General features: G+C 72.8%; 16 protein-coding genes, 1 tRNA gene and 1 rRNA gene. 6 read left to right on the top strand and 12 right to left on the bottom strand.

What is annotated here, in order from left to right:
• Nucleotides 1-9 precede the first annotated feature (9 nt).
• Nucleotides 10-855 carry an AraC family transcriptional regulator gene (locus AC07A6_RS33875; protein WP_478779675.1) on the bottom strand — a complete coding sequence of 282 codons (846 nt, stop codon included), beginning with the start codon at nucleotides 853-855 and terminating at the stop codon, nucleotides 10-12.
• 81 nt (nucleotides 856-936) lie between these two features.
• Here AC07A6_RS33875 and AC07A6_RS33870 point away from each other — a divergent pair, with 81 nt between their 5' ends.
• The 4 genes from AC07A6_RS33870 (at nucleotide 937) to AC07A6_RS33855 (ending at nucleotide 8,179) form a co-directional block, all read left to right on the top strand.
• Nucleotides 937-5,529: an ATP-dependent helicase gene (locus AC07A6_RS33870; RefSeq protein WP_478779674.1), complete on the top strand. Its 4,593-nt coding sequence runs from the start codon at nucleotides 937-939 to the stop codon at nucleotides 5,527-5,529.
• A gap of 181 nt (nucleotides 5,530-5,710) precedes the next feature.
• Nucleotides 5,711-6,430: a hypothetical protein gene (locus AC07A6_RS33865; protein ID WP_478779673.1), complete on the top strand. Its 720-nt coding sequence runs from the start codon at nucleotides 5,711-5,713 to the stop codon at nucleotides 6,428-6,430.
• Nucleotides 6,431-6,563: 133 nt separating this feature from the next.
• Nucleotides 6,564-7,376 (top strand): Fpg/Nei family DNA glycosylase, encoded by an 813-nt coding sequence (locus tag AC07A6_RS33860; protein ID WP_362469353.1) that lies wholly within the window; start codon nucleotides 6,564-6,566, stop codon nucleotides 7,374-7,376.
• A 32-nt stretch (nucleotides 7,377-7,408) separates the two neighbouring features.
• On the top strand, nucleotides 7,409-8,179 hold the full coding sequence (locus AC07A6_RS33855; RefSeq protein ID WP_362469350.1) for an SDR family NAD(P)-dependent oxidoreductase: 771 nt from the start codon (nucleotides 7,409-7,411) through the stop codon (nucleotides 8,177-8,179).
• Here the strand turns inward: AC07A6_RS33855 and AC07A6_RS33850 are convergent.
• The 9 genes from AC07A6_RS33850 to AC07A6_RS33810 all read right to left on the bottom strand — a co-directional run bounded on the left by AC07A6_RS33850 (nucleotide 8,127) and on the right by AC07A6_RS33810 (nucleotide 22,497).
• A complete protein-coding gene (locus tag AC07A6_RS33850) occupies nucleotides 8,127-8,396 on the bottom strand; it encodes a hypothetical protein (protein ID WP_362469347.1) in 270 nt (89 codons plus the stop codon). The two genes, AC07A6_RS33855 and AC07A6_RS33850, sit on opposite strands and share 53 nt — an antisense overlap.
• A gap of 176 nt (nucleotides 8,397-8,572) precedes the next feature.
• Nucleotides 8,573-8,953, bottom strand: a complete 381-nt coding sequence (locus AC07A6_RS33845; protein WP_007266936.1) for a helix-turn-helix domain-containing protein — start codon at nucleotides 8,951-8,953, stop codon at nucleotides 8,573-8,575.
• Between the two features lie 109 nt (nucleotides 8,954-9,062).
• Nucleotides 9,063-9,563, bottom strand: coding sequence for a CinA family protein (locus AC07A6_RS33840; protein WP_478779672.1), 501 nt, complete (start codon nucleotides 9,561-9,563; stop codon nucleotides 9,063-9,065).
• 65 nt (nucleotides 9,564-9,628) lie between these two features.
• On the bottom strand, nucleotides 9,629-10,285 hold the full coding sequence (pgsA, locus tag AC07A6_RS33835) for a CDP-diacylglycerol--glycerol-3-phosphate 3-phosphatidyltransferase (protein ID WP_362469340.1): 657 nt from the start codon (nucleotides 10,283-10,285) through the stop codon (nucleotides 9,629-9,631).
• Nucleotides 10,282-11,784 carry a 30S ribosomal protein S12 methylthiotransferase RimO gene (rimO, locus tag AC07A6_RS33830; RefSeq protein WP_362469336.1) on the bottom strand — a complete coding sequence of 501 codons (1,503 nt, stop codon included), beginning with the start codon at nucleotides 11,782-11,784 and terminating at the stop codon, nucleotides 10,282-10,284. Before rimO ends, pgsA begins: the two co-directional genes overlap by 4 nt.
• 125 nt (nucleotides 11,785-11,909) lie before the next feature.
• Nucleotides 11,910-12,821 (bottom strand): helix-turn-helix domain-containing protein, encoded by a 912-nt coding sequence (locus AC07A6_RS33825; RefSeq protein ID WP_362469332.1) that lies wholly within the window; start codon nucleotides 12,819-12,821, stop codon nucleotides 11,910-11,912.
• Between the two features lie 315 nt (nucleotides 12,822-13,136).
• Nucleotides 13,137-15,923, bottom strand: coding sequence for an FtsK/SpoIIIE family DNA translocase (locus AC07A6_RS33820; RefSeq protein WP_478779671.1), 2,787 nt, complete (start codon nucleotides 15,921-15,923; stop codon nucleotides 13,137-13,139).
• Between the two features lie 169 nt (nucleotides 15,924-16,092).
• Nucleotides 16,093-16,773, bottom strand: coding sequence for a response regulator (locus tag AC07A6_RS33815; RefSeq protein WP_125818620.1), 681 nt, complete (start codon nucleotides 16,771-16,773; stop codon nucleotides 16,093-16,095).
• A 237-nt stretch (nucleotides 16,774-17,010) separates the two neighbouring features.
• Nucleotides 17,011-22,497 carry a HAMP domain-containing protein gene (locus tag AC07A6_RS33810; RefSeq protein ID WP_478779685.1) on the bottom strand — a complete coding sequence of 1,829 codons (5,487 nt, stop codon included), beginning with the start codon at nucleotides 22,495-22,497 and terminating at the stop codon, nucleotides 17,011-17,013.
• 185 nt (nucleotides 22,498-22,682) lie between these two features.
• Between AC07A6_RS33810 and AC07A6_RS33805 the strand changes: the two genes are divergently transcribed.
• Together AC07A6_RS33805 and AC07A6_RS33800 are read left to right on the top strand one after the other, a co-directional pair.
• On the top strand, nucleotides 22,683-25,265 hold the full coding sequence (locus tag AC07A6_RS33805) for a SpoIIE family protein phosphatase (RefSeq protein ID WP_362469323.1): 2,583 nt from the start codon (nucleotides 22,683-22,685) through the stop codon (nucleotides 25,263-25,265).
• Between the two features lie 60 nt (nucleotides 25,266-25,325).
• On the top strand, nucleotides 25,326-25,814 hold the full coding sequence (locus AC07A6_RS33800; protein WP_478779670.1) for a hypothetical protein: 489 nt from the start codon (nucleotides 25,326-25,328) through the stop codon (nucleotides 25,812-25,814).
• A gap of 40 nt (nucleotides 25,815-25,854) precedes the next feature.
• Here the strand turns inward: AC07A6_RS33800 and AC07A6_RS33795 are convergent.
• Nucleotides 25,855-25,930, bottom strand: a tRNA-Thr gene (locus tag AC07A6_RS33795).
• 5 nt (nucleotides 25,931-25,935) lie between these two features.
• Nucleotides 25,936-26,028, bottom strand: a 5S ribosomal RNA gene (gene rrf, locus AC07A6_RS33790); the annotation flags it as partial.

The following is a 26,028-nucleotide window of genomic DNA, read 5'->3' as shown; positions in this document are numbered from 1 at the left end:
GGCGGGAGCCTAACCGGCGCGCTCCCTCCGGTAGGCGCCCGGCGGGACTCCGACGATGCGGGTGAAGTGCCGGTTCAGGTGCGGCTGGTCGGTGAAGCCGACGGTGACGGCGGCCTCGGCGGGCGGGGTCCCCGCGTCGAGCAGGCGGCGCGCCCTGCGGACGCGGGCGTCGGTCAGCCAGGTGTGCGGGGGCATCCCGTACCGCTCCCGGAAGGCGCGCAGCAGCGCGAAGGGGCTGGTGCCGAGCTCGGCCGCGAGCTGCTCCAGCGAGGGCGGCGCGGCCATCCGCTCCTCCAGCACGTTCCGGGCCCGTTCGGCGTCGGCGGCGCCCGCGCCGCGCACCGGACGGGCGGGCAGCGGGCCCGCGTGCCGGCTGAGCATCCGGGCCACCACGCCCCGCAGCAGGCTGTCGGCGGCCAGCGCGTTCCCGGCCTCGGCGGCGCGGTGGACCTCGGTGATGGCCCGTGCGCCCTGCGCGTCGGCGACCATGTCGGTGGTGAAGCCGGGGGTGCCGCGCGGGGTGGCGATCTCGGCGGCGACCTCGGCGATCAGCTCGCGCGGGGAGTAGAGGGTGGCGTACGCCCAGCCCTCGGGAACCCCGGCGCGGGCGGTGTGCGCGACCTCCGGGTTGATCAGCACCACGCTGCCCGGCCCGGCCCGTACGGTGCCGCCGGGCAGGCCGATCTCCTCGATGCCGCCGGTGACGGCTGCGATGACGTACCCGTCGTGGGCGTGGCGCGGGAAGGTGTGGCGCACGTAGTGGGCGCGCAGCAGGTCCAGGCCGGGCAGTTGCTCGTACTGCCAGTGCCGTGCCCATTCGCCGCGCCCTCGGCCGCGCCCGCCGTCCGTCCCCATGTCCTCATTCTGCGCCCCGGCCCGGCGGGGCGTTTGCGCAGGTCGGGCCCGGTTGTCAGAGGCGGGGTGCACGATGGGGGCATGGCAGGCGCTGCGCTCGACTCGTTCTCCCCCGCGACCCGGTCGTGGTTCACGGGGGCCTTCCGTACGCCCACCTCCGCGCAGGAGGGCGCCTGGCGGGCCATCGGGGAGGGCTCGGACGTGCTGGTGGTGGCGCCGACGGGGTCCGGCAAGACCCTGGCCGCCTTCCTCGCCGCCCTGGACCGGCTCGCCTCCGAGCCGCCGCCGGCCGAGGCGCGCAAGCGGTGCCGGGTGCTGTACGTGTCGCCGCTGAAGGCGCTGGCCGTGGACGTGGAGCGGAACCTGCGCAGTCCGCTGACGGGGATCCGGCAGGAGTCGGCCCGGCTGGGGCTGCCCGAGCCGGACGTCCGGGTGGGGATCCGCTCGGGCGACACCCCGGCCGCCGAGCGGCGGGCGCTGGCGACGCGCCCGCCGGACATCCTGATCACCACGCCGGAGTCGCTGTTCCTGATGCTGACCTCGGCCGCGCGGGAGGCGCTGTCGGGGGTGGAGACGGTGATCCTGGACGAGGTGCACGCGGTCGCAGGGACCAAGCGCGGTGCCCATCTGGCGCTGTCCCTGGAGCGGCTGGACGAGCTGCTGCCGCGTCCGGCCCGCCGGATCGGGCTGTCGGCGACGGTCCGGCCGGTGGAGGAGGTCGCCCGCTACCTGGCGCCGCGCGGCCGGGTGGAGATCGTGCAGCCGCCCTCGTCCAAGGAGTTCGACCTGTCGGTGGTCGTCCCGGTCGAGGACATGGGCGAGTTGGGAGGCTCCCCGGCGACGGAGGGCCGGGAGGGCGGCGACAAGCCGTCGATCTGGCCCCATGTGGAGGAGCGGATCGCGGACCTGGTGCAGGCCCACCGTTCCACGATCGTGTTCGCCAACTCCCGCCGCCTCGCGGAGCGGCTGTGCAACCGGCTCAACGAGATCGCCCACGAGCGGGCCACGGGCGCACCGCTCGCCGAGGGCGCACCGCCCCCGGCGGAGATCATGGCCCAGTCGGGCGCCGCGCTGGGCGCCCCGCCGCTGCTGGCCCGCGCGCACCACGGTTCGGTGTCCAAGGAGCAGCGTGCGCTGGTCGAGGAGGACCTGAAGGCGGGCCGGCTGCCCGCCGTGGTCGCCACTTCCAGCCTGGAGCTCGGCATCGACATGGGCGCGGTGGACCTGGTGGTGCAGGTGGAGTCGCCGCCGTCGGTGGCGTCGGGGCTCCAGCGCGTGGGCCGGGCCGGGCACCAGGTGGGCGCGGTCTCCACGGGTGTGGTCTTCCCCAAGTACCGGGGGGACCTGGTGCAGGCGGCCGTGGTCACCGAGCGGATGCGGACCGGGGCGATCGAGTCGCTGCGGATCCCCTCCAACCCGCTGGACGTGCTCGCCCAGCAGGTGGTGGCGATGACCGCCATGGACACCTGGCAGCTGGACGAGCTGCTGGCGCTGGTGCGGCGGGCGGCGCCCTTCGCGGCGCTGCCGGAGTCGGCGTTCACCTCGGTGCTGGACATGCTGGCGGGCCGCTATCCGTCGGACGCGTTCGCGGAGCTCAGACCGCGCGTGGTGTGGGACCGGGTCGCCGGGACGATCACGGGGCGGCCCGGGGCGCAGCGCCTGGCGGTCACCTCCGGGGGCACCATCCCGGACCGCGGGCTGTTCGGGGTGTTCCTGGCCGGGGCGGACCCGAAGAAGGGCGGGGGCCGGGTCGGCGAGCTGGACGAGGAGATGGTGTACGAGTCCCGCGTGGGCGACGTGTTCACCCTGGGCACCACCTCCTGGCGGATCGAGGACATCACCCGTGACCGGGTCCTGGTCACCCCCGCGCCCGGGGTGCCGGGCCGGCTGCCGTTCTGGAAGGGCGACCAGCTGGGCCGCCCCCTGGAACTGGGCCGCGCGGTCGGCGCGTTCCTGCGGGAGCTCGGCGCGCTCCCCGACGAGGACGCCCGGCTGCGGCTGCTGGCGGCGGGCCTGGACGGCTGGGCCGCGGACAACGTGCTCGCCTACCTGGCGGAGCAGCGGGAGGCCTGCGGGCACGTCCCGGACGACCGGACCATCCTGGTCGAGCGGTTCCGGGACGAGCTCGGCGACTGGCGGGTCGTCGTCCACTCCCCCTTCGGCGCCCAGGTGCACGCCCCGTGGGCGCTGGCGCTGGGCGCCCGCCTCGCCGAGAAGTACGGCATGGACGCCCAGGTGATGCACGCCGACGACGGGATCGTGCTCCGCCTGCCCGACGCCGACCTGCTCTCCATGGACCTCCTCGACCACGACCCGGCGCGGCCGGCGGCGTTCGAGTTCGACGACGAACAGGCCCCGCTGGGCGCGGCCGACGTGGCCTTCGACCAGGGCGAGGTCTCGGGGATCGTCACCGACCAGGTCGGCGGGTCGGCCCTGTTCGCCTCCCGGTTCCGCGAGTGCGCGGCGCGCGCCCTGCTGCTGCCCCGCCGCAGTCCGGGCAAGCGCACCCCGCTGTGGCAGCAGCGCCAGCGGGCCTCGCAACTGCTCCAGGTGGCCTCGGAGTTCGGTTCCTTCCCGATCGTGCTGGAGGCCGTGCGCGAGTGCCTCCAGGACGTGTTCGACGTACCGGGCCTGACCGAGCTGATGGGGGACATCGAGGCGCGCCGGGTCCGGCTGGTCGAGGTCACCACCCCGGAGCCCTCGCCGTTCGCCCGTTCCCTCCTCTTCGGGTACGTCGCGCAGTTCCTGTACGAGGGGGACTCGCCGCTGGCCGAGCGGCGGGCGGCGGCGCTGTCGCTGGACTCCCGGCTGCTGGCCGAGCTGCTGGGCCAGGCGGAGCTGCGGGAGCTGCTGGACGCGGAGGTGCTGGAGGAGCTGGAGCGGGAGCTCCAGTGGCTGACGGAGGACCGGCGTGCGAAGGACGCCGAGTCGGTGGCGGACCTGCTGCGGCTGCTGGGCCCGCTGACGGACGCCGAACTGGCCGCGCGCGGCGCCGAACCGGCCTGGGCGCAGCAGCTGGAGGCGGCCCGGCGGGCGATCCGGGTGCGGATCGGCGGCGCGGAGCACTGGGCGGCGATCGAGGACGCGGGCCGGCTGCGGGACGCGCTGGGCACGGCCCTGCCGGTCGGGGTGCCGGAGGCGTTCACGGAGCCGGTCAAGGATCCGCTCGGCGATCTCCTGGCCCGGTACGCGCGCACCCACGGGCCGTTCACCACTGCGGTGGTGGCCGCCCGCCTGGGCCTGGGCGCGGCGGTGACGGAGGGCGCGCTGCACCGGCTCGCGGCGGCGGGCCGGGTGGTGCAGGGCGAGTTCCATCCGGCGGGCATCGGCCAGGAGTGGTGCGACGCGGCGGTGCTGCGCAGGCTGCGGCGGCGTTCGCTGGCGGCACTGCGCCAGGAGCTGGAGCCGGTCCCGCCGGCCTCGCTGGCCACCTTCCTGCCCCAGTGGCAGCACCTGGGCGGGGCCCTGCGCGGGATCGACGGCCTGGCCCGGGCCGTGGAGCAGCTGCAGGGGGCGCCGGTGCCGGCCTCGGCGCTGGAGCGGCTGGTCCTGCCCTCGCGGGTGGCCGGGTACTCGCCGACGCTGCTGGACGAGCTGACCAGCACCGGGGAGGTGGTGTGGGCGGGTGCGGGGGCGCTGCCGGGCAAGGACGGCTGGATCTCCCTGTACCTGGCGGACGCCGCGCCGCTGCTGCTGCCCGAGCCGCATCCGCTGGAGGCGGGCCCGCTGCACCAGGCGGTCCTGGAGAGCCTGTCCGGCGGGTACGGCCTGTTCTTCCGGCAGATCACCCAGGCCGTCCGGGCCCGCCACCCGGAGGCCTCCGACCTGGAGCTCTCCGAGGTGCTGTGGGACCTGGCCTGGTCGGGCCGGCTGACGAACGACACCCTGGCCCCGCTGCGCTCCCTGCTGGGCTCGGGCCGTACGGCGGGCGCCACCGCGCACCGCGCCCGGCGCACGGTGCCGCGCGGCCGGTACGGCAGCCTGAGCGCCACGGTGTCGCGCAACGGGCCGCCCACGGTCTCGGGCCGCTGGGCGCTGCTGCCCGAGCGGGCCCCCGATCCGACCCAGCGGGCGCACGCCCTGGCCCGCACGCTGCTGGACCGGCACGGGGTGGTCACCCGGGGGGCGGTCGCGGCGGAGGGCGTCGAGGGCGGCTTCAGTGCCGTCTACCGGGTGCTGTCGGCGTTCGAGGACAGCGGCCAGGCCCGCCGGGGGTACGTGGTGGAGGGCCTGGGCGCGGCCCAGTTCGCGATGGACGGCGCCGTGGACCGGCTCCGGGCCGCCGAGAAGAACCCCCCGCCGCTGGCCGCGGTGGTGCTGGCCGCCGCCGATCCGGCGAACGCGTACGGGGCGGCCCTGCCCTGGCCGGAGCCCCCGGCGGGCGCCTCGCACAAGCCGGGCCGCAAGGCGGGCTCCCTGGTGGTGCTGGTCGACGGGGAGCTGACCGTGTACCTGGAGCGCGGCGGCAAGACCCTGCTGGCCTGGCCGGAGCCGGGGGATCCGCGGCTGGAGGCGGCCGTGGCGGCGCTGGCCGCCGGCTCCCGCGCGGGCACCCTGCCGGCGCTGACGGTGGAGCGGATCAACGCGGCGGCGGCCCTGACCTCCCCGCTGGGTCCGGCCCTGGAGGCGGCGGGCTTCCACGCCACCCCGAGGGGGCTGCGGCTGCGCAGCTGACACCCCGGGCCGGGGGGCCGGTCCGGTCTCGGACCGGACACGTATGTCTTGGGCATGTCACGAAACTGCTGCCAGCCGCTCCGCAGGGGCTCCCGGGCTGGCCCGGACGCTTATCCGTGGCTTATCAAAGGTGATCACAGGCACCGCGCTCGGCGGTGCCCCGTCATGGGGGACAAGAACAGTGAGCACCAACAGCATGCGCAGGACCACCCTCGCCGCGGCCGGCCTCGCCGTCGCCGGCACCCTCGTCCTGACCGGCTGCAAGGACGGCATCGAGGAGACCCCGGCGGCTCCGGCCGCGCCCTCCGCCGCCGCGTCCGCCGGCGCCTCGGCCCAGCCGGTCTCCCCGGCGGCGCCCAGCTCCTCGGCGAGCGGCTACGACGGCTCGGCGGGCGCCTCCGCCGCCCCGGGCGGTGCCGCCGGCGGCGCCGTGGCCAAGTCCGGCCAGTCCTTCAAGATCGGCGAGGCGGCCACCGTCCCGTTCAGCTACGGCAGCAACAAGGGCGGCCAGCTCGCCATCACGGTCACCGGCATCGACGCGGGCAACCCGTCCGACCTGGCCTCGGTGAACATCGCCGCCGACAAGGTGAAGGGCAAGACCCCCTTCTACATCCGCTACACGGTCAAGAACACCGGCAACACGGACCTGTCCTACGCCTCCGTCGGCCACATGAAGGGCCTGCTCGACGGCGGCAGCGAGTCCGACGTCCTCCTGATCGCCGGCAAGTTCGAGAAGTGCCCGAACGAGTCGCTGCCGAAGGGCTTCACCAACGGCCAGTCGCAGAACTCCTGCGCCGTGGCCCTGGCCCCGACCGGGACCAAGGTCTCCGGCGCCCTGTACTGGGGCGACCCGTACAACAACCTGTCCTCCCCGGCTCAGAAGGGCCTCACCTGGAAGTGACGAGCGGCCCACCCGGCCCTCACCGCTCCTGATCACGGAACCCCCTGCGGCGGCCACCCCGCCCAGGGGGTTCCGCGCGTCCCCGGGCGGTGTCCGCGGGGTCCCGCACCCCCCGGGCCCGGACAATGGCCCCATGCCCGAAGGAGACAGCGTCCACCGCGCGGCGGCCCGGCTGCACGCCGCCCTCGCGGGCAGCCCCCTCACCCACGCCGACCTGCGCGTGCCCCGCTTCGCCACCGCCGACCTCACCGGCCGCACCGTCCTCGACGTCACCCCGCGCGGCAAGCACCTCCTCACCCGCCTCGAAGGCGGCCTCACCCTCCACAGCCACCTCGGCATGGACGGCGCCTGGAGGCTCTTCGGCCCCGGCGAGAAGTGGCGCGGCGGACCCGCCCACGAGATCCGGGCCGTCCTGTCCACCGCCGCCGCCACCGCCGTCGGCTACCGGCTCCCCGTACTCGAACTGCTGCGCACCGCCGACGAGGCCCGGGCCGTCGGCCACCTGGGCCCCGACCTGCTCGGCCCCGACTGGGACGAGGCCCGGGCCGCCGCCAACCTCCTGGCCGACCCCGGCCGGCCCCTCGGCGAGGCCCTGCTCGACCAGCGCAACCTGGCGGGCATCGGCAACATCTACAAGTGCGAGCTCTGCTTCCTCGCCCAGGTCACCCCCTGGACACCGGTCGGCGCGCTCCCCGACCCCGCCGCCACCCTCCCCCGCGTCGCGGCCGCCGCCCGGCGCCTGCTGGCGGCGAACACCGGCCACGGCGGTGCCCGCAACACCACCGGCAGCCGCCGCCCCGGCCGGGAGCTCTTCGTCTACGGCCGCGCCCACCGCCCCTGCCTTCGCTGCGGCACCCCCGTCCGCGAGGCCCCGCAGGACGGCCGGCCCACGTACTGGTGCCCCCGCTGCCAGTCCGGCCCGGTCCCGGAACCCCCGACTAGTTGACGGCCCGTCAGATCCGCTCGTACGGTCCTGGCATGCCCACACCGATCGCCTCGTACGACCTCACCGGCCGCACCGCGCTCGTCACCGGAGCCGCCGGCGGCATAGGCCGCGCCACCGCCCTCCTCCTTGCCCGGGCCGGAGCCGCCGTCCACTGCGCCGACCGCGACGAACGGGGCCTCGCCGAGACCGCCGCCCTGATCTCCAAGGACGGCGGCTCCGCCACCGCCCACCCGCTCGACGTCACCGACCGGGCCGCCCTGCGAGCCGCCGTCACCGCCGCGGGACCGCTCGACATCGCGGCCGCCATCGCCGGGGTCATGCACACCAGCAGCGTCCTGGACACCACCGACGAGGACCTCGACCGGATCCTCGACATCAACTTCAAGGGCGTGCTGCGCACCTGCCAGGAGGCCGTCCGCGCGATGATCTCCGCCGGCCGCCCCGGCTCGGTCGTCACCATGGCCTCCGGCGCCGTGGACGCCGCCCAGCCCGGCCTGCTCTGCTACAGCGCCTCCAAGGCCGCCGTGGTCCAGCTGACCAAGACCCTCGCCACCGAGAGCGGCCCGCACGGGATCCGCGTCAACGCCGTCGCCCCCGGATGGATCCGCACCCCCATGACCGGCCGCCACGGCCCCGAGGTCCAGCAGCAGACGGAGGCCGCCATGGTCCGCATGTCCCCGCTGGGCCGGGTCGGGGAGCCGGAGGACATCGCCCAGGCCGTGCTCTACCTGGCCTCGGACGCCTCGTCCTTCATGACGGGCCAGATCCTGCGCCCGAACGGCGGAGTGTCGATGCCCTGGTAGCCCCGGCCCGGGACGGCTCCCGGCCGGCCCCTCGCACGGGCCCCGGCACGCAGTGCACCGGCAGCAGCCCCAGGCCCCAGCCGCCGAGCGCCAGGGCGCCCTCCACCGGGCCCGCCCCGGCCGGCGCCAGCGCCAGCCGCAGCACGGCCCACCACCACAGCGCCGCCACGGCCAGGGCGAAGGGCACCGTCACAGGTATGCGCAGTAACCGCCGCACGGCGACCTCCCGGAGGGCCGGTTCCCGGACGGGCCCATCCTCCCGCACCCTCCGCGCCACCGCACCCAGAACGCCGGGCAGCGGCCCCGTGAGGCCCCCGGAACGGCAAGGAGCCCCGGCCGGTGCTCACACACCGACCGGGGCTCCCGCCACGCTCACATGCCCAACGGCAATGCTCAAGCGGCTACGACGTTCACCGCTTCCACGGGTGCCTTGATGGTCACCCGCTCGGGTCCGCCCGTGACCGAGGCCACGGAGACCGAATTGAGCATCGGGCGCACCGGTGCCGGCACCGGTTCGCTTGCGGCGGCCGACTGCGCGAGCTCCGCCAGCGACAGCTCGTCACTGACTTCGCGCATCAGCTCGGACATCCGTACGTCCAGCGCGTCGCAGATCGCGGAGAGCAGCTCGGAGGATGCCTCCTTCTGCCCCCGCTCCACCTCGGAGAGATAGCCGAGCGAAACTCGGGCGGACGAGGAGACTTCGCGCAGAGTACGGCCCTGGCGCTGGCGCTGCCGACGCAGCACGTCACCCAGCAGGCGACGGAGCAGAATCATCGGTGGCTCCCTCCTCTGACCGTGTAGCCGTAACCTTCACGCCCCACCGTACCGCCTCGCGCCGCGGCCGTGCGGGGAGCGATGTCGTGTTCACTCAGGGCTGCAAACATCAAATCCCCCCGTTCTGTTCCGTATCCTGCCCCCGCAGATTCTCGCGGAGTTCGCTCGAGAGGAGTTCGAGCACTGTCCGTACACTCTCCCTACGGATTTCCGCGCGGGAGCCGTTCAACCGCAGCCGGGCCGTTTTCCTGCCCCCCGGGCCCGCCACGGCCACGAAAACGGTGCCGACGGGCTGCCCGTCCTGGGGGTCCGGGCCGGCCACTCCGGTCGTCGCGATCCCCCACGAGGCGCCCAGCACCCGCCGCACCCCGGCGGCCATCTCCTCGGCGACCTGGGCGTTCACCGCACCTTCGGCCGCCAGCAGCTCCGCGTCCACTCCGAGGACGCGGTGCTTCAGTTCAGTGGCGTACGCCGTGACCGAGCCGCGGAAGGCCCGCGAGGCCCCCGGCACGGCCGTCAGCTCGGAAGCCACCATTCCGCCGGTGAGCGACTCCGCGACCGCGAGGGTCTGGTCACTCTCCGCGAGCAGCCGCAGCACGTCTTCGGCCACCCCTGCCGCCCCCGCGGCACCTTCCGCCGCTTCCGCGGCCCCCGGCGCATCCCCCGCCCCGTTTGTCACTTCGCGGCCCGCTCCTCCGCCAGACCGGCCCGGCGCAGCACCACGGCCTGCCGGATGTAGTCCAAACCGGTGACGACGGTCAGCACGACGGCGACGGCCATCACCCAGAACCGCAGGGTCGCCAGCGGCCCGGTCAGCGCGAGCACGTACATGCCCACCGCCGTGCCCTGGGCCAGGGTCTTCAGCTTGCCGCCCCGGCTCGCCGGGATCACCCCGTACCGGATCACCCAGAACCGCATCAGCGTGATGCCGAGCTCGCGCCCGAGGATCACCCCGGTCACCCACCAGGGCAGGTCGCCGAGCCAGGAGAGACACACGAGCGCCGACCCCATGATCGCCTTGTCGGCGATGGGGTCGGCGATCTTCCCGAAGTCGGTGACCAGGTTGTACGTCCTGGCGAGGTGGCCGTCGAACACGTCCGTGATCATGGCGACGGCGAAGGCCGCCCAGGCCAGCGCCCGCCAGACGGGGTCGTAGCCCCCGTCGGCGAGCAGCAGCAGGACGAATCCCGGCACGAGGACGAGCCGGATCATCGTCAGGATGTTGGCGATGTTCCAGAGGCTGGCCTGGTTGACGGCCGCAGTCCCGAGCTTCGCGCCGGGCGTGGGCCGGCGGCCGGTCCCGCCCGCCGCCGATGCCGGGACTCCGGTCATCCGGCCGCCTCCTCGAGTTCCAGGCCCAGGGGCTCGGCGACGAGGTCGACGCCCAGGGTTCCGACCACCTTGGCGGTGACGATGCGGCCGGGGACCAGGCCCGCGCCGTCGGTGAAGACGACCTGGCCGTCGGTCTCGGGGGCCTGGTGGGCGGCACGCCCGTAGGCGCCCTCACCCTCCTCCGCCTCGTCGAGCGGGACGACCGTCTCGACGAGCACCTCCAGGGTCTCGCCGATCCGCTCCTCCGCGCGCTGCGAGGTCAGCTCCTCGGCGAGCCGCTGCATGTGCGCGAGCCGCTCGGCGATGGTGTCCTCGTCCAGCTTGTCCTCGTAGCCGGCGGCCTCGGTGCCGTCCTCGTCGGAGTAGCCGAAGACGCCGATGGCGTCGAGGCGGGCGTTGGTGAGGAAGCGCTCCAGCTCGGCGAAGTCCGACTCCTTCTCGCCGGGGAAGCCGACGATGAAGTTGGACCGGACGCCGGCCTGCGGGGCCTTGGAGCGGATGGTGTCCAGCAGCTCCAGGAAGCGGTCGGTGTCGCCGAAGCGGCGCATGGCGCGCAGCACGTCGGGGGCCGAGTGCTGGAAGGACAGGTCGAAGTACGGCACGACCTTGGGGGTCGAGGTGAGCACGTCGATCAGACCGGGCCGCATCTCGGCGGGCTGCAGGTAGCTGACGCGGACGCGCTCGATGCCGTCGACGGCCGCCAGCTCGGGCAGCAGGGTCTCCAGCAGGCGGATGTCGCCCAGGTCCTTGCCGTACGAGGTGTTGTTCTCGGATACCAGCATGATCTCCTTGACGCCCTGCTCGGCGAGCCAGCGCGTCTCGCCCAGCACGTCGCTGGGGCGGCGGGAGATGAAGGAGCCGCGGAAGGACGGGATGGCGCAGAAGGAGCAGCGCCGGTCACAGCCGGAGGCGAGCTTCACGGAGGCGACCGGGCTCTTGTCCAGGCGGCGGCGCAGCGGCGCGCGCGGCCCGGAGGCGGGCGCGAGTCCGTCCGGCAGGTCGGCGGGGGCCGGGGCGGGCTCCTCGGCGGCCTGGGCGTGGCCAGGCAGGGCCACGTCGGCGCTCTGCCGCTCGGCCGGGCTGATCGGCAGCAGCTTGCGGCGGTCGCGCGGGGTGTGCGCCTCGACGCTGCCGCCGTTGAGGATGGTCTGCAGGCGGTTGGAGATGTCGGCGTAGTCGTCGAAACCGAGGACTCCGTCGGCCTCGGGGAGCGCTTCGGCGAGTTCCTTGCCGTAGCGCTCGGCCATACAGCCGACGGCGACGACGGCCTGGGTCTTGCCGTGATCCTTGAGATCGTTGGCTTCCAGCAGGGCGTCTACGGAGTCCTTCTTGGCGGCTTCGACGAAGCCGCAGGTGTTGACGACGGCTACGTCCGCGTCGGCGGCGTCCTCGACGAGCTCCCAGCCATCCGCCGCCAAGCGGCCTGCGAGCTCCTCCGAGTCCACCTCGTTACGGGCGCAGCCAAGAGTGACAAGGGCGACGGTACGGCGTTCGGGCATGGACTCAAGACTACTTCGTCCCGGCGCCCACCCCCGCCCCAAGTCCCCCCACGACAAGATCCCCGGGGCCGGCGGCGGCCGCCGCGCGGGATCCCGGGGATCTGGAATTTCTTATTCCGTGCTGGTCAGCCCGCCTGGGCCTGGCCCTGGCGCGGGTCGTCCCGGGTGTAGGTGAGACGTTCGACCTGTCCCGACTCGAACCGCTCCTTGATCTCCTTGCCGTTCACGAACAGCTTGACGGCCCCGGCGTCGCCGAGGACGAGGTCCACGGACTCCTTGTCCGTGAAGGTCTTCGACTCGCCCTGTTCGAGGGTGCCGTCGAAGAGGAGCCGGCCGCTGTGGTCCTTCGCCGAGATCCAGCTCTCTCCGGCGTCGGCCGTCAGGACCACGGTGACGAGGTCCTTGGGGGCCGCGGCGATGGCGCTGTCCGAGGGCTCGGGCTTGGGAGCCTTGGGCGCCTGCGGGGTCGGGGCGGCGGGCTGCTTGCCCGCGGTCTGCTTGGGCGCGGGCTTCGGCGAGACGGAACCTTCCGCCACCGGCCGCTTGGACTGCTCGTCGTCGCCGCCGAAGGCGGTGAAGCCGACGAAACCGATCACCGCGACGATGGCGGCGACCATGGCGGCGGTCCAGTTGGGCCGCTGCCGCTCGGGGCGGAGCCGCTCGGCCTCGAACATGGGTGCGGCGGGGGTGGGCGCCGGCCGGCCGCCGTGGGCCGCGTCGTAGCGCTCGACCAGGGGTACCGGGTCGAGGTTGACGGCGCGGGCGAGCGTGCGGATGTGGCCGCGGGCGTACACGTCGCCGCCGCAGCGGGTGAAGTCGTCCTCTTCGATCCCGTGCACGATCGGGATGCGCACCCGCGTGGTGGAACTGACCTCGTCGACGGTGAGCCCGGCGGCGATCCGGGCCTTCTTCAGGGTCGTCCCGATGGACGGCTCTTCGACGGAGCGCTCGACGATGCGGTCCTCGGACCGGTCCTCGGACCGGGCGTCGGTCGAAGGCCGCTCTTCTTCGGGGGAGTTGGAGTTGCCGATGGACACAAGGGCGCCTTTCGAGCGTGTAGCCACCTGCTGGATGTCCAGTCTAGGGGGGTGACGAAAGGGTGGGGCAACCGGAGGGTCCGCTTCCTACGCCATCCGAATGGCGACGGGAACGGCCGCCGGTGCCTCCCTCAACTTGACGCACGCCCAAGGGAAACGGTTGCCGCCGGATCAGGTGACGATCCGGCCACGATCCCATTCGGTCGGGTGAGGCGGCCGGACCCCCGTTCTAGCGGGCCGCCCGGGACTCCCGGGGATTCCGCTTCTCCCGGGACCCGGGTGTCCCCGGGGACTCCCGGCGCCTCGCGGACCCCCCTACGGGGCCTCCTCGCCGCGGATCACGGCGAGCACCCCGTCGAGTTCGTCGGGCTTGACCAGCACGTCGCGCGCCTTGGAACCCTCGCTCGGCCCGACGACCCCGCGGGACTCCATCAGGTCCATGAGCCGGCCCGCCTTGGCGAAGCCGACCCGCAGCTTGCGCTGGAGCATCGAGGTGGAGCCGAACTGGGTGGAGACCACCAGCTCCGCCGCCTGGCACAGCAGGTCCAGGTCGTCGCCGATCTCCTCGTCGATCTCCTTCTTCTGCTTCTGCCCGACCGTGACGTCGTCCCGGAAGACGGGCGCCATCTGGTCCTTGCAGTGCTGGACGATCCCGGCGATCTCGTCCTCGGTGACGAAGGCGCCCTGGAGGCGGACCGGCTTGTTCGCGCCCATCGGCAGGAACAGTCCGTCACCCTTGCCGATCAGCTTCTCCGCGCCCGGCTGGTCCAGGATGACCCGGCTGTCGGCCAGGGAGGAGGTCGCGAACGCCAGCCGCGAGGGCACGTTCGCCTTGATCAGACCGGTCACCACGTCCACCGAGGGCCGCTGGGTGGCGAGCACCAGGTGGATGCCGGCCGCGCGGGCCAGCTGGGTGATGCGGACGATCGAGTCCTCGACGTCGCGCGGGGCCACCATCATCAGGTCCGCCAGCTCGTCGACGATCACCAGCAGGTACGGGTACGGGCTGAGCTCGCGCTCGCTGCCCGGCGGCAGCTTGATCTTGCCGTCCCGGATCGCCTGGTTGAAGTCGTCGATGTGCCGGTAGCCGAAGGCGGCCAGGTCGTCGTAGCGCAGGTCCATCTCGCGCACGACCCACTGGAGGGCCTCGGCGGCCCGCTTGGGGTTGGTGATGATCGGCGTGATCAGGTGCGGGATGCCCTCGTAGGCGGTCAGCTCGACCCGCTTGGGGTCGACCAGCACCATCCGGACGTCCTCCGGGGTGGCCCGCACCATGATCGAGGTGATCAGGCAGTTGATGCAGGACGACTTTCCGGAACCGGTGGCGCCCGCGACCAGCACGTGCGGCATCTTCGCGAGGTTGGCCATGACGTAGCCGCCCTCGACGTCCTTGCCCAGCGCGACCAGCATCGGGTGGTCGTCCTCGGCGGCGTCCGCGAGGCGCAGCACGTCGCCCAGGTTGACCATCTCGCGGTCGGTGTTCGGGATCTCGATGCCCACGGCGGATTTGCCCGGGATCGGGCTGATGATCCGCACGTCCGGCGAGGCCACGGCGTACGCGATGTTCTTCGCCAGCGCCGTGATCCGCTCGACCTTCACCGCGGCGCCGAGCGTCACCTCGTAGCGGGTGACCGTCGGGCCCCGGGTGAAGCCCGTGACCTGCGCGTCCACCTTGAACTCGGTGAACACGTTCGTCAGCGCCGCCACCACCGTGTCGTTGGCGGCGCTGCGGGTCTTGCCCGGCCCGCCCTTCTCCAGCAGCTCCAGCGAGGGCAGTGCGTACGTGATGTCCCCGCGCAGCTGGAGCTGTTCGGCCCGGGGCGGCAGCGGCTGGGCCGCCGGCGGGGTCTTCGTCAGGTCCGGCACCGACAGCGTCCCGGAGACCGCGGCGGTCCGCTCGTGCGGGGCGCCGTCGAACCCGTCGCCCGGAGCCGGGGCCTCGCCCGGAGCCGGGGCCGGAGCCTTGGCGGCGACGGGCCGCTCCTCCCGCGCGGGCGGCACCGGAGCGGTGATCTCCGCCCCCTCCCCCCGGCCGGAGATGCCCTGGGTGAGATCGGCGACCAGCGGGTTCGGCGGCAGCCCCCCGTAGACCACCCCGTCCAGCGCGGCCGCTGCCGCCGCCGCGACGTCGACCGCGTCCGGCTCGCGCCCGCCGGGCCGCGCGGCGCTCCGCCGGGGCCGGCGCCGCCGGGCCAGGGCCGCTTCCTCGGCCTCGTCCACGGTGCCGCCGGTACGGGCCTGCCACTGCTCGGCGTCGTGACGGTCCGGCCGCCCGGCGCCCTCGTGCGGCTCCCCGTACCCCTCGTCGTACGCGTTGGGCTGGATCACCCCGAGCCGGATCCCGGCGCGGCGCAGCCGCTGCGGGATCGCCGCGACCGGGGTGGCGGTGACCACCAGCAGCCCGAAGACCGTCAGCAGCACCAGCATGGGCACGGCCAGCGGCGCCCCCATGGTGAAGATCAGCGGCTTGGAGGCGGCCCAGCCGATCAGCCCGCCCGCGTTCTGCATGGCGGTGGTGCCCTCGTCCCGGCCGGGTGCCCCGCAGGCGATGTGCACCAGCCCCAGGACTCCGATGACCAGGGCGGACAGGCCGATGCCGATGCGCCCGTTGGCGTCGGTCTGCTCGGGGTGGCGGATGAAACGTGCCGCCATGACCCCCAGCAGGATCGGCACGAGCAGGTCCAGGCGCCCGAAGGCCCCGGTGACCAGCATCGTGACCAGGTCCCCGACGGGCCCGCTCAGGTTCGACCAGGTGCCGGCGGCGACGATCAGCGCGAGGGCGATCAGCAGCAGCGCCACGCCGTCCTTGCGGTGGGCCGGGTCCAGGTTCCTGGCGCCCCTGCCGATCCCGCGGAAGAGCCCGCCGACGGCGTGTGCGAGACCGAGCCAGCACCAGCGGACCAGCCGCACCACTCCCCCGCTCGGCGACGGCGCCGGCTTCGCGGCGGCCTTCTTCGCCGCGGGACGCTTGGCCGCGGCGGCCTTCTTCGCGGGGGGCTTACGCGGGGCCGTCTTCTTCGTCGGCGCCGTCGTACGGCCGGTGCGGCCCTTCGCGGTGCCCGCCGTGCTCTGGGAACCCTTGCCGGACGTACTTGAGGCCATGGGGCCGAGGTTACCTGTGCGCACGCCGGTGGACACGCGTGCCCACCCCTTCACCCGTTCGTGTCGCCCCGCCCGTAAGCGCTTTGACGCCGTGACAGAACTGACGGGTGCCCAGCCGCGTTGCCGGGCGGGCCGCTCCGCCGTCGCGCGGCGGGGCGGCCCGGCGGTCTCAGCCCTGCGCGGGCAGGACCGCGGCTCCCCCGCTGGCGCCCGGCTCCAGCGCGTCGAGCGCCCGCCGCAGCCCGGTCAGCTTCCGCTCCAGGTGGGCGGCCGTGGCGACCACCCCGGCGTCCGCGGAGTCCTCGCCGAGCTGCTTGGTCAGCGCCTCGGCCTGTTCCTCGACCGCGGCCAGCCGCGCGGACAGCTCGGCCAGCAGCCCGGCCGTCTCCCGGCCGCCGTCGCCGTTGGTGCCGCCGCCCTCCAGCTGGAGGCGCAGCAGGGCCGCCTGCTCCCGCAGCTGACAGTTCTTCGTGTACAGCTCGACGAACACCGAGACCTTGGCGCGCAGCACCCACGGGTCGAACGGCTTCGAGATGTAGTCGACCGCGCCCGCCGCGTAACCGCGGAAGGTGTGGTGCGGACCGTGGTTGATCGCGGTGAGGAAGATGATCGGGATGTCCCGGGTCCGTTCGCGCCGCTTGATGTGCGCGGCCGTTTCGAATCCGTCCATGCCCGGCATCTGGACATCCAGCAGGATGACCGCGAAATCGTCCGTAAGCAGCGCTTTGAGCGCTTCCTCCCCCGACGACGCCCGGACCAGTGTCTGATCGAGCGCGGAGAGGATGGCCTCCAGCGCCAGCAGATTCTCCGGCCGGTCGTCGACCAGGAGGATCTTGGCCTTCTGCACCATGCCCTGTCCTCCTCGCCCCGGCATGGGGCCTCCCCGGCTCCTGGCTCCGGCATGCGCGCCGGGCCCCGCCCCAGAGGACGGCATCCTTGAGCCGTCCGTCCTTGTGCCGGTCATCGTAGCCCCAGTCCCGAGATCGCCACACCCTGTCACCAAGATGTCACTGTGCCCGAAGCGGAAACGCGGGGGGAGACCCGAAGGTTCCCCCCTCCCGGTCTCCGCCCGCGGCCCGCCGTCCGATCAGTTTCCGCGCATGTGCTGTTCCATGACCGTCAGCAGGTAATCGGGCTCGACCGGCTTCGTGACGTAGTCCGAAGCCCCCGAGTCGATGGCCTTCTCCCGGTCGCCCTTCATCGCCTTCGCCGTCAGCGCGATGATCGGCAGCCCCGCGAACTGCGGCATCCGCCGGATCGCCGAGGTCGTCGCGTACCCGTCCATCTCCGGCATCATGATGTCCATCAGCACGACCGCCACGTCGTCGTTCTGCTCCAGGACCTCGATGCCCTCCCGGCCGTTCTCCGCGTACAGCACCGCCAGCCCGTGCTGCTCCAGCACACTCGTCAGCGCGAACACGTTCCGCACGTCGTCGTCCACGATCAGCACCCGCTCACCGTGGAAGTCGTACGTCCGCGGCGGCGCCGGCAGCGGCTCCTCCACCCCCCACGCGTCGCCTCCCTCCGGCTGCCCCGGCACCTCCGTGCGCGGCAGCGGACCGCCCGCCGACGGCTTGCGCCGGCGCCGGAACAGCGCCGAGGACCCCTGCCCGGCCGGCTCCGCCGCCGGCAGCGCCTGCCGCGGCGCCGCACCCAGCGGGGCCGGAAGCACCGCCGGGAGCGGCTGCACCGCCGACGGCTCCTCCTCGGCCGCCCTGCGGTACTCCCCGCGCGCCCCGCCGGGCGTCGGCGGCGCGTACCCCTGCGGCGGCAGCTCGCTCGGGTGCAGCGGCAGGTACAGCGTGAACGTCGACCCCCGGCCGGGCTCGCTCGCCGCGTGGATCTCCCCGCCCAGCAGCCGGGCGATCTCCCGGCTGATCGACAGCCCGAGGCCGGTGCCCCCGTACTTGCGGCTGGTCGTGCCGTCTGCCTGCTTGAACGCCTCGAAGATCACCAGCATCTTGCTCGCCGCGATCCCGATCCCGGTGTCCGTCACGGAGAAGGCGATCAGGTCGGCATCCGCGTCCCGCAGCGACCCCGCCTCCAGCAGCTGCTCCCGGATGGCCGTCGGCACATCGGCCCCGGCGGGCCGGATCACCAGCTCCACCGCCCCGTTGTCGGTGAACTTCACCGCGTTCGACAGCAGGTTGCGCAGCACCTGCAGCAGCCGCTGCTCGTCCGTGTGCAGGGTCGCGGGCAGCTCCGGCGAGACCCGCACCGAGAAGTCCAGCCCCTTCTCCGCGGTCAGCGGCCGGAAGGTGGCCTCCACGTAGTCCACCAGCTGCACCAGCGCGATCCGCGTCGGCGACACGTCCATCTTCCCCGCCTCGACCTTCGACAGGTCCAGGATGTCGTTGATCAGCTGGAGCAGGTCCGAGCCCGCGCCGTGGATGGTCTCGGCGAACTCCACCTGCTTCGGCGACAGGTTCTCGTCCGCGTTGTCGGCGAGGAGCTTCGCCAGGATCAGCAGCGAGTTCAGCGGGGTCCGCAGCTCGTGCGACATGTTCGCGAGGAACTCGCTCTTGTACCGCATGGAGACCGCGAGCTGCTCGGCGCGCTCCTCCAGGACCTGCCGGGCCTCCTCGATCTCGGTGTTCTTCACCTCGATGTCCCGGTTCTGCTGGGCCAGCAGCTCGGCCTTCTCCTCCAGCTCGGCGTTGGCCGCCTGGAGCGCCTTCTGCCGGTTCTCCAGCTCGTCGGAACGCTCGCGCAGCTGCTCGGTCATCTCCTGCGACTGCTTGAGCAGCATCTCCGTCTTGGAGTTCACGGAGATGGTGTTGACGCTCGTACCGATCATCTCGGCGATCTGGCTCAGGAAGTCCTTCTGGATCTGCGTGAACTGCGTGAACGACGCCAGCTCGATGACCCCGAGCACCTTCCCCTCGAACAGCACCGGCAGCACGATCACGTGCGCCGGCCGCGCCTCGCCCAGCCCCGAGGAGATCTTCAGGTAGCCGGGCGGGGTGTTCTCCACCAGGACCGTCCGCTTCTCCTCGGCGACCGTGCCGATCAGCCCCTCGCCCGGCCGGAAGGAGATGGGCATCTGGCCGCCCGCGTACGCGTAACTCCCGCGCATCCGCAGCTCGTACGAGCCCTCCGCGCCGCCGTCCGTCCCGATCTCGGAGGTCCCGCCGGCCGGGACGGCGAGGAAGAAGGCCCCGTGCTGCGCGGAGACCACCGGCGTCAGCTCGCTCATGATCAGCGAGGCCACGTCGTCCAGGTCCCGGCGGCCCTGCATCAGGGCCGAGATCCGGGCGAGGTTGCCCTTGAGCCAGTCCTGCTCCTTGTTGGCCAGGGTGGTGTCGCGCAGGTTCACGATCATCGTGTTGATGTTGTCCTGGAGCACCTGGATCTCGCCCGCCGCGTCCACGTCGACCTTCAGGCTCAGGTCGCCGCGGGTCACCGCCGTGGCCACGGCCGCGATGGCACGGACCTGCCGGGTGAGGTTGCCGGCCATCTCGTTCACGGACTCGGTCAGGTCCCGCCAGGTGCCGTCCACGTCCCGCACCCGGGCCTGGCCGCCGAGGATGCCCTCGGTACCCACCTCGCGCGCCACCCGCGTCACCTGGTCGGCGAAGGACGACAGCTGGTCGACCATCGTGTTGATGGTCGTCTTGAGCTCCAGGATCTCCCCGCGGGCATCGATGTCGATCTTCTTGGTCAGGTCGCCCTTGGCGATGGCGGTCGTCACCATCGCGATCTGCCGCACCTGCCCGGTCAGGTTCGACGCCATGAAGTTCACCGAGTCGGTGAGGTCCTTCCACGTCCCCGAGACGCCCGGCACGTGCGCCTGGCCGCCGAGGATGCCCTCGGTACCCACCTCGCGCGCCACCCGCGTGACCTCGTCCGCGAAGGACGACAGGGTCTTGACCATCGTGTTGACGGTGTCGGCGAGCTGCGCCACCTCGCCGCGCGCCTCGACGGTGACCTTCTTCGTCAGGTCGCCGTTGGCCACCGCCGAGGAGACCTGCGAGATGTTGCGCACCTGCGAGGTCAGGTTGTTCGCCATCAGGTTGACGTTGTCGGTCAGGTCCTTCCAGATGCCGGTCACCCCGCGCACCCGGGCCTGGCCGCCGAGGATGCCCTCCGAGCCCACCTCGCGCGCCACCCGCGTCACCTGCTCCGCGAAGGACGACAGCTGGTCCACCATCGTGTTGACGGTGGTGACCAGTTCGAGGATCTCGCCCTTGGCGTCCACCGTGATCTTCTTCGAGAGGTCGCCCGTGGCCACGGCCGTGGTCACCTCGGCGATGTTGCGCACCTGCGAGGTCAGGTTGTTCGCCATGAAGTTGACGGACTGGGTGAGGTCCTTCCAGGTACCGGAGACGCCCTTGACCTCGGCCTGCCCGCCGAGGATGCCCTCGGTACCCACCTCACGGGCCACCCGCGTCACCTGCTCGGCGAAGCTCGACAGCTGGTCCACCATCGTGTTGAGGGTGTTCTTCAGCTCCAGGATCTCGCCCCGGGCATCCACGTCGATCTTCTGCGACAGATCACCACGCGCCACCGCCGTCGCGACCTGCGCGATGTTGCGCACCTGCGAAGTCAGGTTCCCGGCCATGCCGTTCACCGAATCCGTCAGGTCCCGCCACACACCGGCCACACCGGGCACCTGCGCCTGACCGCCGAGCCGGCCCTCGGTACCCACGTCGCGGGCCACCCGGGTCACCTGCTCCGCGAAGGCGGAGAGCTGGTCGACCATCGTGTTGATGGTGTTCTTCAGCTCCAGGATCTCGCCCCGGGCGTCCACGTCGATCTTCTGCGACAGGTCGCCCCGCGCCACCGCCGTCGTCACCTGGGCGATCTGACGCACCTGCGAAGTCAGGTTCCCCGCCATGAAGTTGACGGAGTCGGTGAGCTCCTTCCAGGTACCGGAGACCCCCTCCACCCGGGCCTGACCGCCGAGCCGGCCCTCCGTGCCCACGTCCCGCGCCATCCGCGTGACCTGGTCGGCGAACGAGGACAGCTGGTCCACCATCGTGTTCACGGTGTTCTTCAGCTGGAGCATCTCACCGGAGACGTCCACCGTGACCTTCTGCGACAGGTCGCCGTTGGCCACCGCCGTCGTCACCTGGGCGATGTTGCGGACCTGCCCGGTGAGGTTGCGGAAGGCAGTGTTCACCGAGTCGGTGAGGTCCTTCCACGTACCCGCCGCCCCCGGCACCTGCGCCTGACCGCCCAGCTCGCCCTCGACGCCGACCTCCCGGGCCACGCGCGTCACCTCGGAGCCGAAGGACTGGAGCTGGTCCACCATCGTGTTGACGGTGTTCTTCAGCTCCAGCATCTCGCCGGCCACGTCGACCGTGACCTTCTGCGACAGGTCGCCGTTGGCCACGGCGGTCGTCACCTGGGCGATGTCCCGCACCTGCGTGGTCAGGTTGCGGAAGACCGTGTTCACCGAGTCGGTGAGGTCCTTCCACGTACCCGCCGCCCCCGGCACCTGCGCCTGACCGCCGAGGAGGCCCTTCGCACCGACCTCGCTGGCCACGCGCGTGACCTCGTCCGCGAAGGTCCGCAGCGTCTCCGTCATCTGATTGATCGTTTCGGCCAGCTGCGCGACCTCGCCCCGCGCGCTGACCCGCACCTTCTGCGACAGGTCACCGTTCGCGACGGCCGTCGTGACCTGCGCGATCCCGCGCACCTGCGCCGTCAGGTTCCCCGCCATCGTGTTGACGGAGTCGGTCAGGTCCTTCCACACGCCGGCGACGCCGGGCACCTTCGCCTGGCCGCCCAGCTCGCCCTCCGTACCCACCTCGCGGGCGACGCGCGTCACCTCGGAGGAGAACGAGGACAGCTGGTCCACCATCGTGTTCACGGTGTTCTTCAGCTGGAGCATCTCGCCGGCCACGTGCACCGTGACCTTGCGCGACAGATCGCCCTTGGCGACCGCCGTCGTCACGAGGGCGATGTCACGCACCTGAGCGGTGAGCCGGTACGCCATCGTGTTGACGGAGTCGGTCAGGTCCTTCCAAGAACCGGACATTCCGCGCACCTGGGCCTGACCGCCCAGCTTGCCCTCGGTACCGACCTCCAGCGCCACCCGCGTCACCTCGTCGGTGAACGCCGACAGCTGGTCGACCAGGTTGTTGACCGTCCGCCCGACCTTCAGGAACTCCCCGCGCAGCGGATGCCCCACCCCGTCCGGGGCCGGCGTGCGCAGGTCCATCCGCTGGTCCAGGTCGCCCTCGGCCACCGCCGACAGCACCCGGCCCACCTCGGACACCGGCCGCGCGAGATCGTCCACCAGCTGGTTCGACGCGTCGATCGCGGCGGCCCAGGAACCCTCGCAGGCCCCCGTCTCCAGCCGCTCGCTCAGCTTGCCCTCACGGCCCACCATCCGCCGGACCCGGGACAGCTCCCCGGTCAGGTGCAGGTTCCGGTCGGCGACTTCGTTGTAGACGGCGGCGATCTCCGCCATCACGCCTTCGCCGGACACCGTCAGCCGCTTGCGGAAGTTCCCGTCCCGCATCGACACCAGGGCCGTGAGCAGGCGGTTCAGAGCGGCGGTGTCGACTTCCGTGGTCCCGTTCCGCCGGGACCGCCCGCCCTTGGGCCGCGTTCCCGTACGCCGCACCGCTGCGCTGGACTCCACCGTGTCCCTCCCGAAAGGGTCGACCTCTGTTCCACCGGACGCCGGCTGTCCAAGCGCCGGCTCTCCAAGCCTGCCCAGTGTTTCACCCTGGCCGAACCCGGCGATAACACTTCGGCACCATCGCACACCGGCCGCACCCTGCGGGTGGAATCCGGTACGACGGCCTCATGGCGACCGCGAAGGTAAGTAACCTGGCATCCGATGTCCAACCGCGTCGAAGGAGACTCGTGATCACGGCACGGGCGGCTGCCAGTTTCGACCCTCAGGGGCGGTCGGTCGCCGCCGCCCGCGCGTTCGTGCGCGACACGCTGCAGGGCTGGGGCTTCGCGGACATCGTCGACGACGCGGTCGTACTGACCAGCGAGCTCGTCACCAACGCCGTGGTCCACGCCGGGACCAGGGCCGAGGTCCTGTGCCTGCGCGCCGAGGACGGCGTACGCGTCGAGGTCGCCGACCGCTACCCCGAGCGCGAGCTGCCCCTGCGGCACCCCGGCGAGCGCCCGTACGCCGACCCCGACCGCGAGAGCGGCCGCGGGCTGATGCTCTGCGCCGCCCTCGCCACCCGCTGGGGCGTCGAGTACACCGCCACCCACAAGCACGTGTGGTTCCGCCTCGACCTCCCGGACCGGCCGGTCGGTACCCGCTCCGCGGGCCCCGTCGTACCGGACCAGTTCCTGCCCCTGGCCGAGAGCCGGGTCCGCGTCGCCGTCCTCCAGATCGACGCCGACGACGCCATCTCCGCCTGGAACGACGACGCCGAGCACATCTTCGGCCACCCCGCCGAGAAGGCCGTCGGCCGCCCCCTCGCCGAGATCGCCGCCTGGCCCCAGACCCCGGGCACCGGCACCGGCGTCGCCGAGGCCCTGCGCCTGTCCCGCTGGGAGGGCAGTTACGGCATCCGCGGCGCCGACGGCCGCGTCATCCCCGTCTACGCCTCCCACCTGCGGGTCCGCGACGCCCACGGCGAGCCCTCCATCGTCTGCCTCCTCGTCCACGACGACGAGCGGGCCCTCCTCCAGACCCCCGTACGCGTCCCCTCCTCCGACGGCCAGCACAGCGAGCCCCGCCCCACCGACCCCTTCGAGGTCTTCATCGGCTCGCCCGCCCCCGACGACCTCGACGGACTGCTGCAACGCACCGTCGAACGGGCCCGCGACATGCTCGACGCCGACGCCGCCTTCCTGCTGCTGGCCACCGACGACGAGACCGAGCTGGAGGTCCGCGCGACCACCGGCCTGCCCTCGACCCGCCAGCGTTTCGCCCGCGTCCCCGTCGAGGCCGGCACCAGCCGCTACGGATCGGCCCGCCTGCCCGCCGTCCACGACGACCTCGCCGTCGTCCCCGGAGCCGTACCGCTGCTGGAGTCCACCGGCATGCGCTCCGTCGTCACCGTCCCCCTCAAGGTCGAGGGCCGCCTCACCGGCTCCCTCGGCGTCGCCGCCGAGGGCCCGGGCCGCTACACCAACGAGGAGGCCCTGCGCCTCCAGTTCGCCGCCGACCGCATCGCGCTCGCCGTCGAGTCCGCCCGCCTCGGCGAGCTGGAACGGCTGCGCCGGGGCTCCCTGTCCTTCCTCGTCGAGGCCTCCGACCTGCTCGCCGGCACCCTCGACCGGGACCAGACCCTGGCCCTCATGGCCCAGATGACCGTCCCGACGCTCGCCACCTGGTGCGCCGTCTACACCATCGCCGACCAGGCCTCGGACCCCTACCTCGCCTACGTCCTGCACGAGGACGAGGAGCGCATCGACGGCCTCAAGGCCCTGCTGTCCCGCGTCGACCCGCCCGAACCGGTCCGCGAGGCCGGCGCCCGCCCCTGGCCGGCGACAGCCGCCGCAGTCGGCGGCGAGACGGTCGTCCTGCCCCTCCTCGCCCGCAACCGGGTGATCGGCATGCTGACCCTCGGCAAGCCCAGCGAGGAGCACTTCCGCCAGGAGATCCTCGAACTCGCCGACGACCTCTCCCGCCGCGCGGCCCTGGCCCTGGACAACGCACGCCTCTACTCCGAGCGCACCGCCATCAGCCGCTCCCTCCAGCGCAGCCTCCTGCCGCCCGGCTCCCCCGCCATCCCCGGCATGGAGGTCGAGGTCATCTACCGCGCCGCCGGCGAGGGCAACGAGGTCGGCGGCGACTTCTACGACGTCTTCCCGATCCGCGACGGCGCGTACGGCTTCGCCATCGGCGACGTCTGCGGTACGGGCCCCGAAGCAGCGGCCGTCACCGGCCTCGCCCGCCACGCCCTGCGCCTCCTGGCCCGCGAGGGCCTCGGCGGTCCGGCGGTCCTGGAACGCCTCAACGCGGCGATCCTCGACGAGGGCGCCCGCAGCCGCTTCCTCACCCTCCTCTACGGGGAACTGCACCCGCAGCCCGACGGCGGCGCCCTGATGAAGGTCGTCTGCGCCGGCCACCCCCTCCCGCTGCGCCTGCGCCCGGACGGCGAGGTCACCCCGGCGGCGGAGCCGCAGCCGCTGCTCGGGGTGATCGACGACCTCGACCTCTACGAACAGACCATGACCCTCGACCCGGGCGACGTCCTGCTCTGCGTCACGGACGGCGTCACCGAGCGCCGCGAGGGCACCAGGATGCTCGGCGACGACGGCCTCGCGGCGGTCCTCACCACCTGCACCGGCCTCACGGCGGGCGCGGTCGCCTCCCGCGTCCTGCGCGCGGTCGAACGCTTCGCCGCGGAACCGGCCTCGGACGACATGGCCATCCTGGCCTTCCGCGTCCCGGAACAGCGCACCGGCGACTGAGCCGCTCCCGCGAGGGCCGCCCCCTGTCGTTTCGGCGGGCAGTGTGGTCGACTCCCGCGCGTGAATATCCTTCTTGCTGTTCTCACCAGCGCGATCGCCGTCGGCGGCACGCTGATCGGCTCCTGGAGCACGTACCTGTTCCAGCGGCGCACTGCCGAGCGGGCCGAGGCGGTGAACCGGGAGGAACGGCTCAGGCAGGAGCGGCTGGCTGCCTTCAGCACGTACGCCGCCGCCGTCACGGAACTCAAACGCGGGCTGATCACGCTGTGGTTCCGCCGCCGGCGGGCCCTGCGGGACCAGGACACGCGCGAGGAACTCCAGGCCGCGCAACTGGACAGCGACCGCCTCGGAGCCGCGGCCGAAGCCGCCGCCTTCCGTCTGCGCCTCGTCGCGGACGATCCCGGCCTGCGCCCCTTGATGACCGCCATTTCGACCCACCTCGGGGCCATCTCCCACGCCGCCGACCGCCAGGCGGTCATAGCGATCGAGGAACGCTTCGAGGAAGCCGTCACAGCCTTCATCGACGCGGCGGCGGCGCGGGTCCAATAAAACAAAAAAGGCCCCCGCCAGATGGCGGGGGCCTTTTCCTTGGAGCCCTTTAACGGAATCGAACCGTTGACCTTCTCCTTACCATGGAGACGCTCTACCGACTGAGCTAAAAGGGCGGGTTGTTCGGCGGCGTCCTACTCTCCCACAGGGTCCCCCCTGCAGTACCATCGGCGCTGAAAGGCTTAGCTTCCGGGTTCGGAATGTAACCGGGCGT

Source organism: Streptomyces sp. NPDC044002 (assembly GCF_056434525.1).
Note: the sequence above shows the minus strand (reverse complement) of the source record. Positions and strands in the feature narration are given on the sequence as shown.

Bases quoted from the DNA above. Each gene is read 5' to 3' on its own strand.
- pgsA (WP_362469340.1), bottom strand. From the start codon at position 10,285: ATGACCGGAGTCCCGGCATCGGCGGCGGGCGGGACCGGCCGCCGGCCC.
- AC07A6_RS33875 (WP_478779675.1), bottom strand. From the start codon at position 855: ATGGGGACGGACGGCGGGCGCGGCCGAGGGCGCGGCGAATGGGCACGG.
- AC07A6_RS33820 (WP_478779671.1), bottom strand. From the start codon at position 15,923: ATGGCCTCAAGTACGTCCGGCAAGGGTTCCCAGAGCACGGCGGGCACC.
- AC07A6_RS33870 (WP_478779674.1), top strand. From the start codon at position 937: ATGGCAGGCGCTGCGCTCGACTCGTTCTCCCCCGCGACCCGGTCGTGG.
- AC07A6_RS33855 (WP_362469350.1), top strand. From the start codon at position 7,409: ATGCCCACACCGATCGCCTCGTACGACCTCACCGGCCGCACCGCGCTC.
- AC07A6_RS33805 (WP_362469323.1), top strand. From the start codon at position 22,683: ATGGCGACCGCGAAGGTAAGTAACCTGGCATCCGATGTCCAACCGCGT.
- AC07A6_RS33860 (WP_362469353.1), top strand. From the start codon at position 6,564: ATGCCCGAAGGAGACAGCGTCCACCGCGCGGCGGCCCGGCTGCACGCC.
- rimO (WP_362469336.1), bottom strand. From the start codon at position 11,784: ATGCCCGAACGCCGTACCGTCGCCCTTGTCACTCTTGGCTGCGCCCGT.
- AC07A6_RS33845 (WP_007266936.1), bottom strand. From the start codon at position 8,953: ATGATTCTGCTCCGTCGCCTGCTGGGTGACGTGCTGCGTCGGCAGCGC.
- AC07A6_RS33815 (WP_125818620.1), bottom strand. From the start codon at position 16,773: ATGGTGCAGAAGGCCAAGATCCTCCTGGTCGACGACCGGCCGGAGAAT.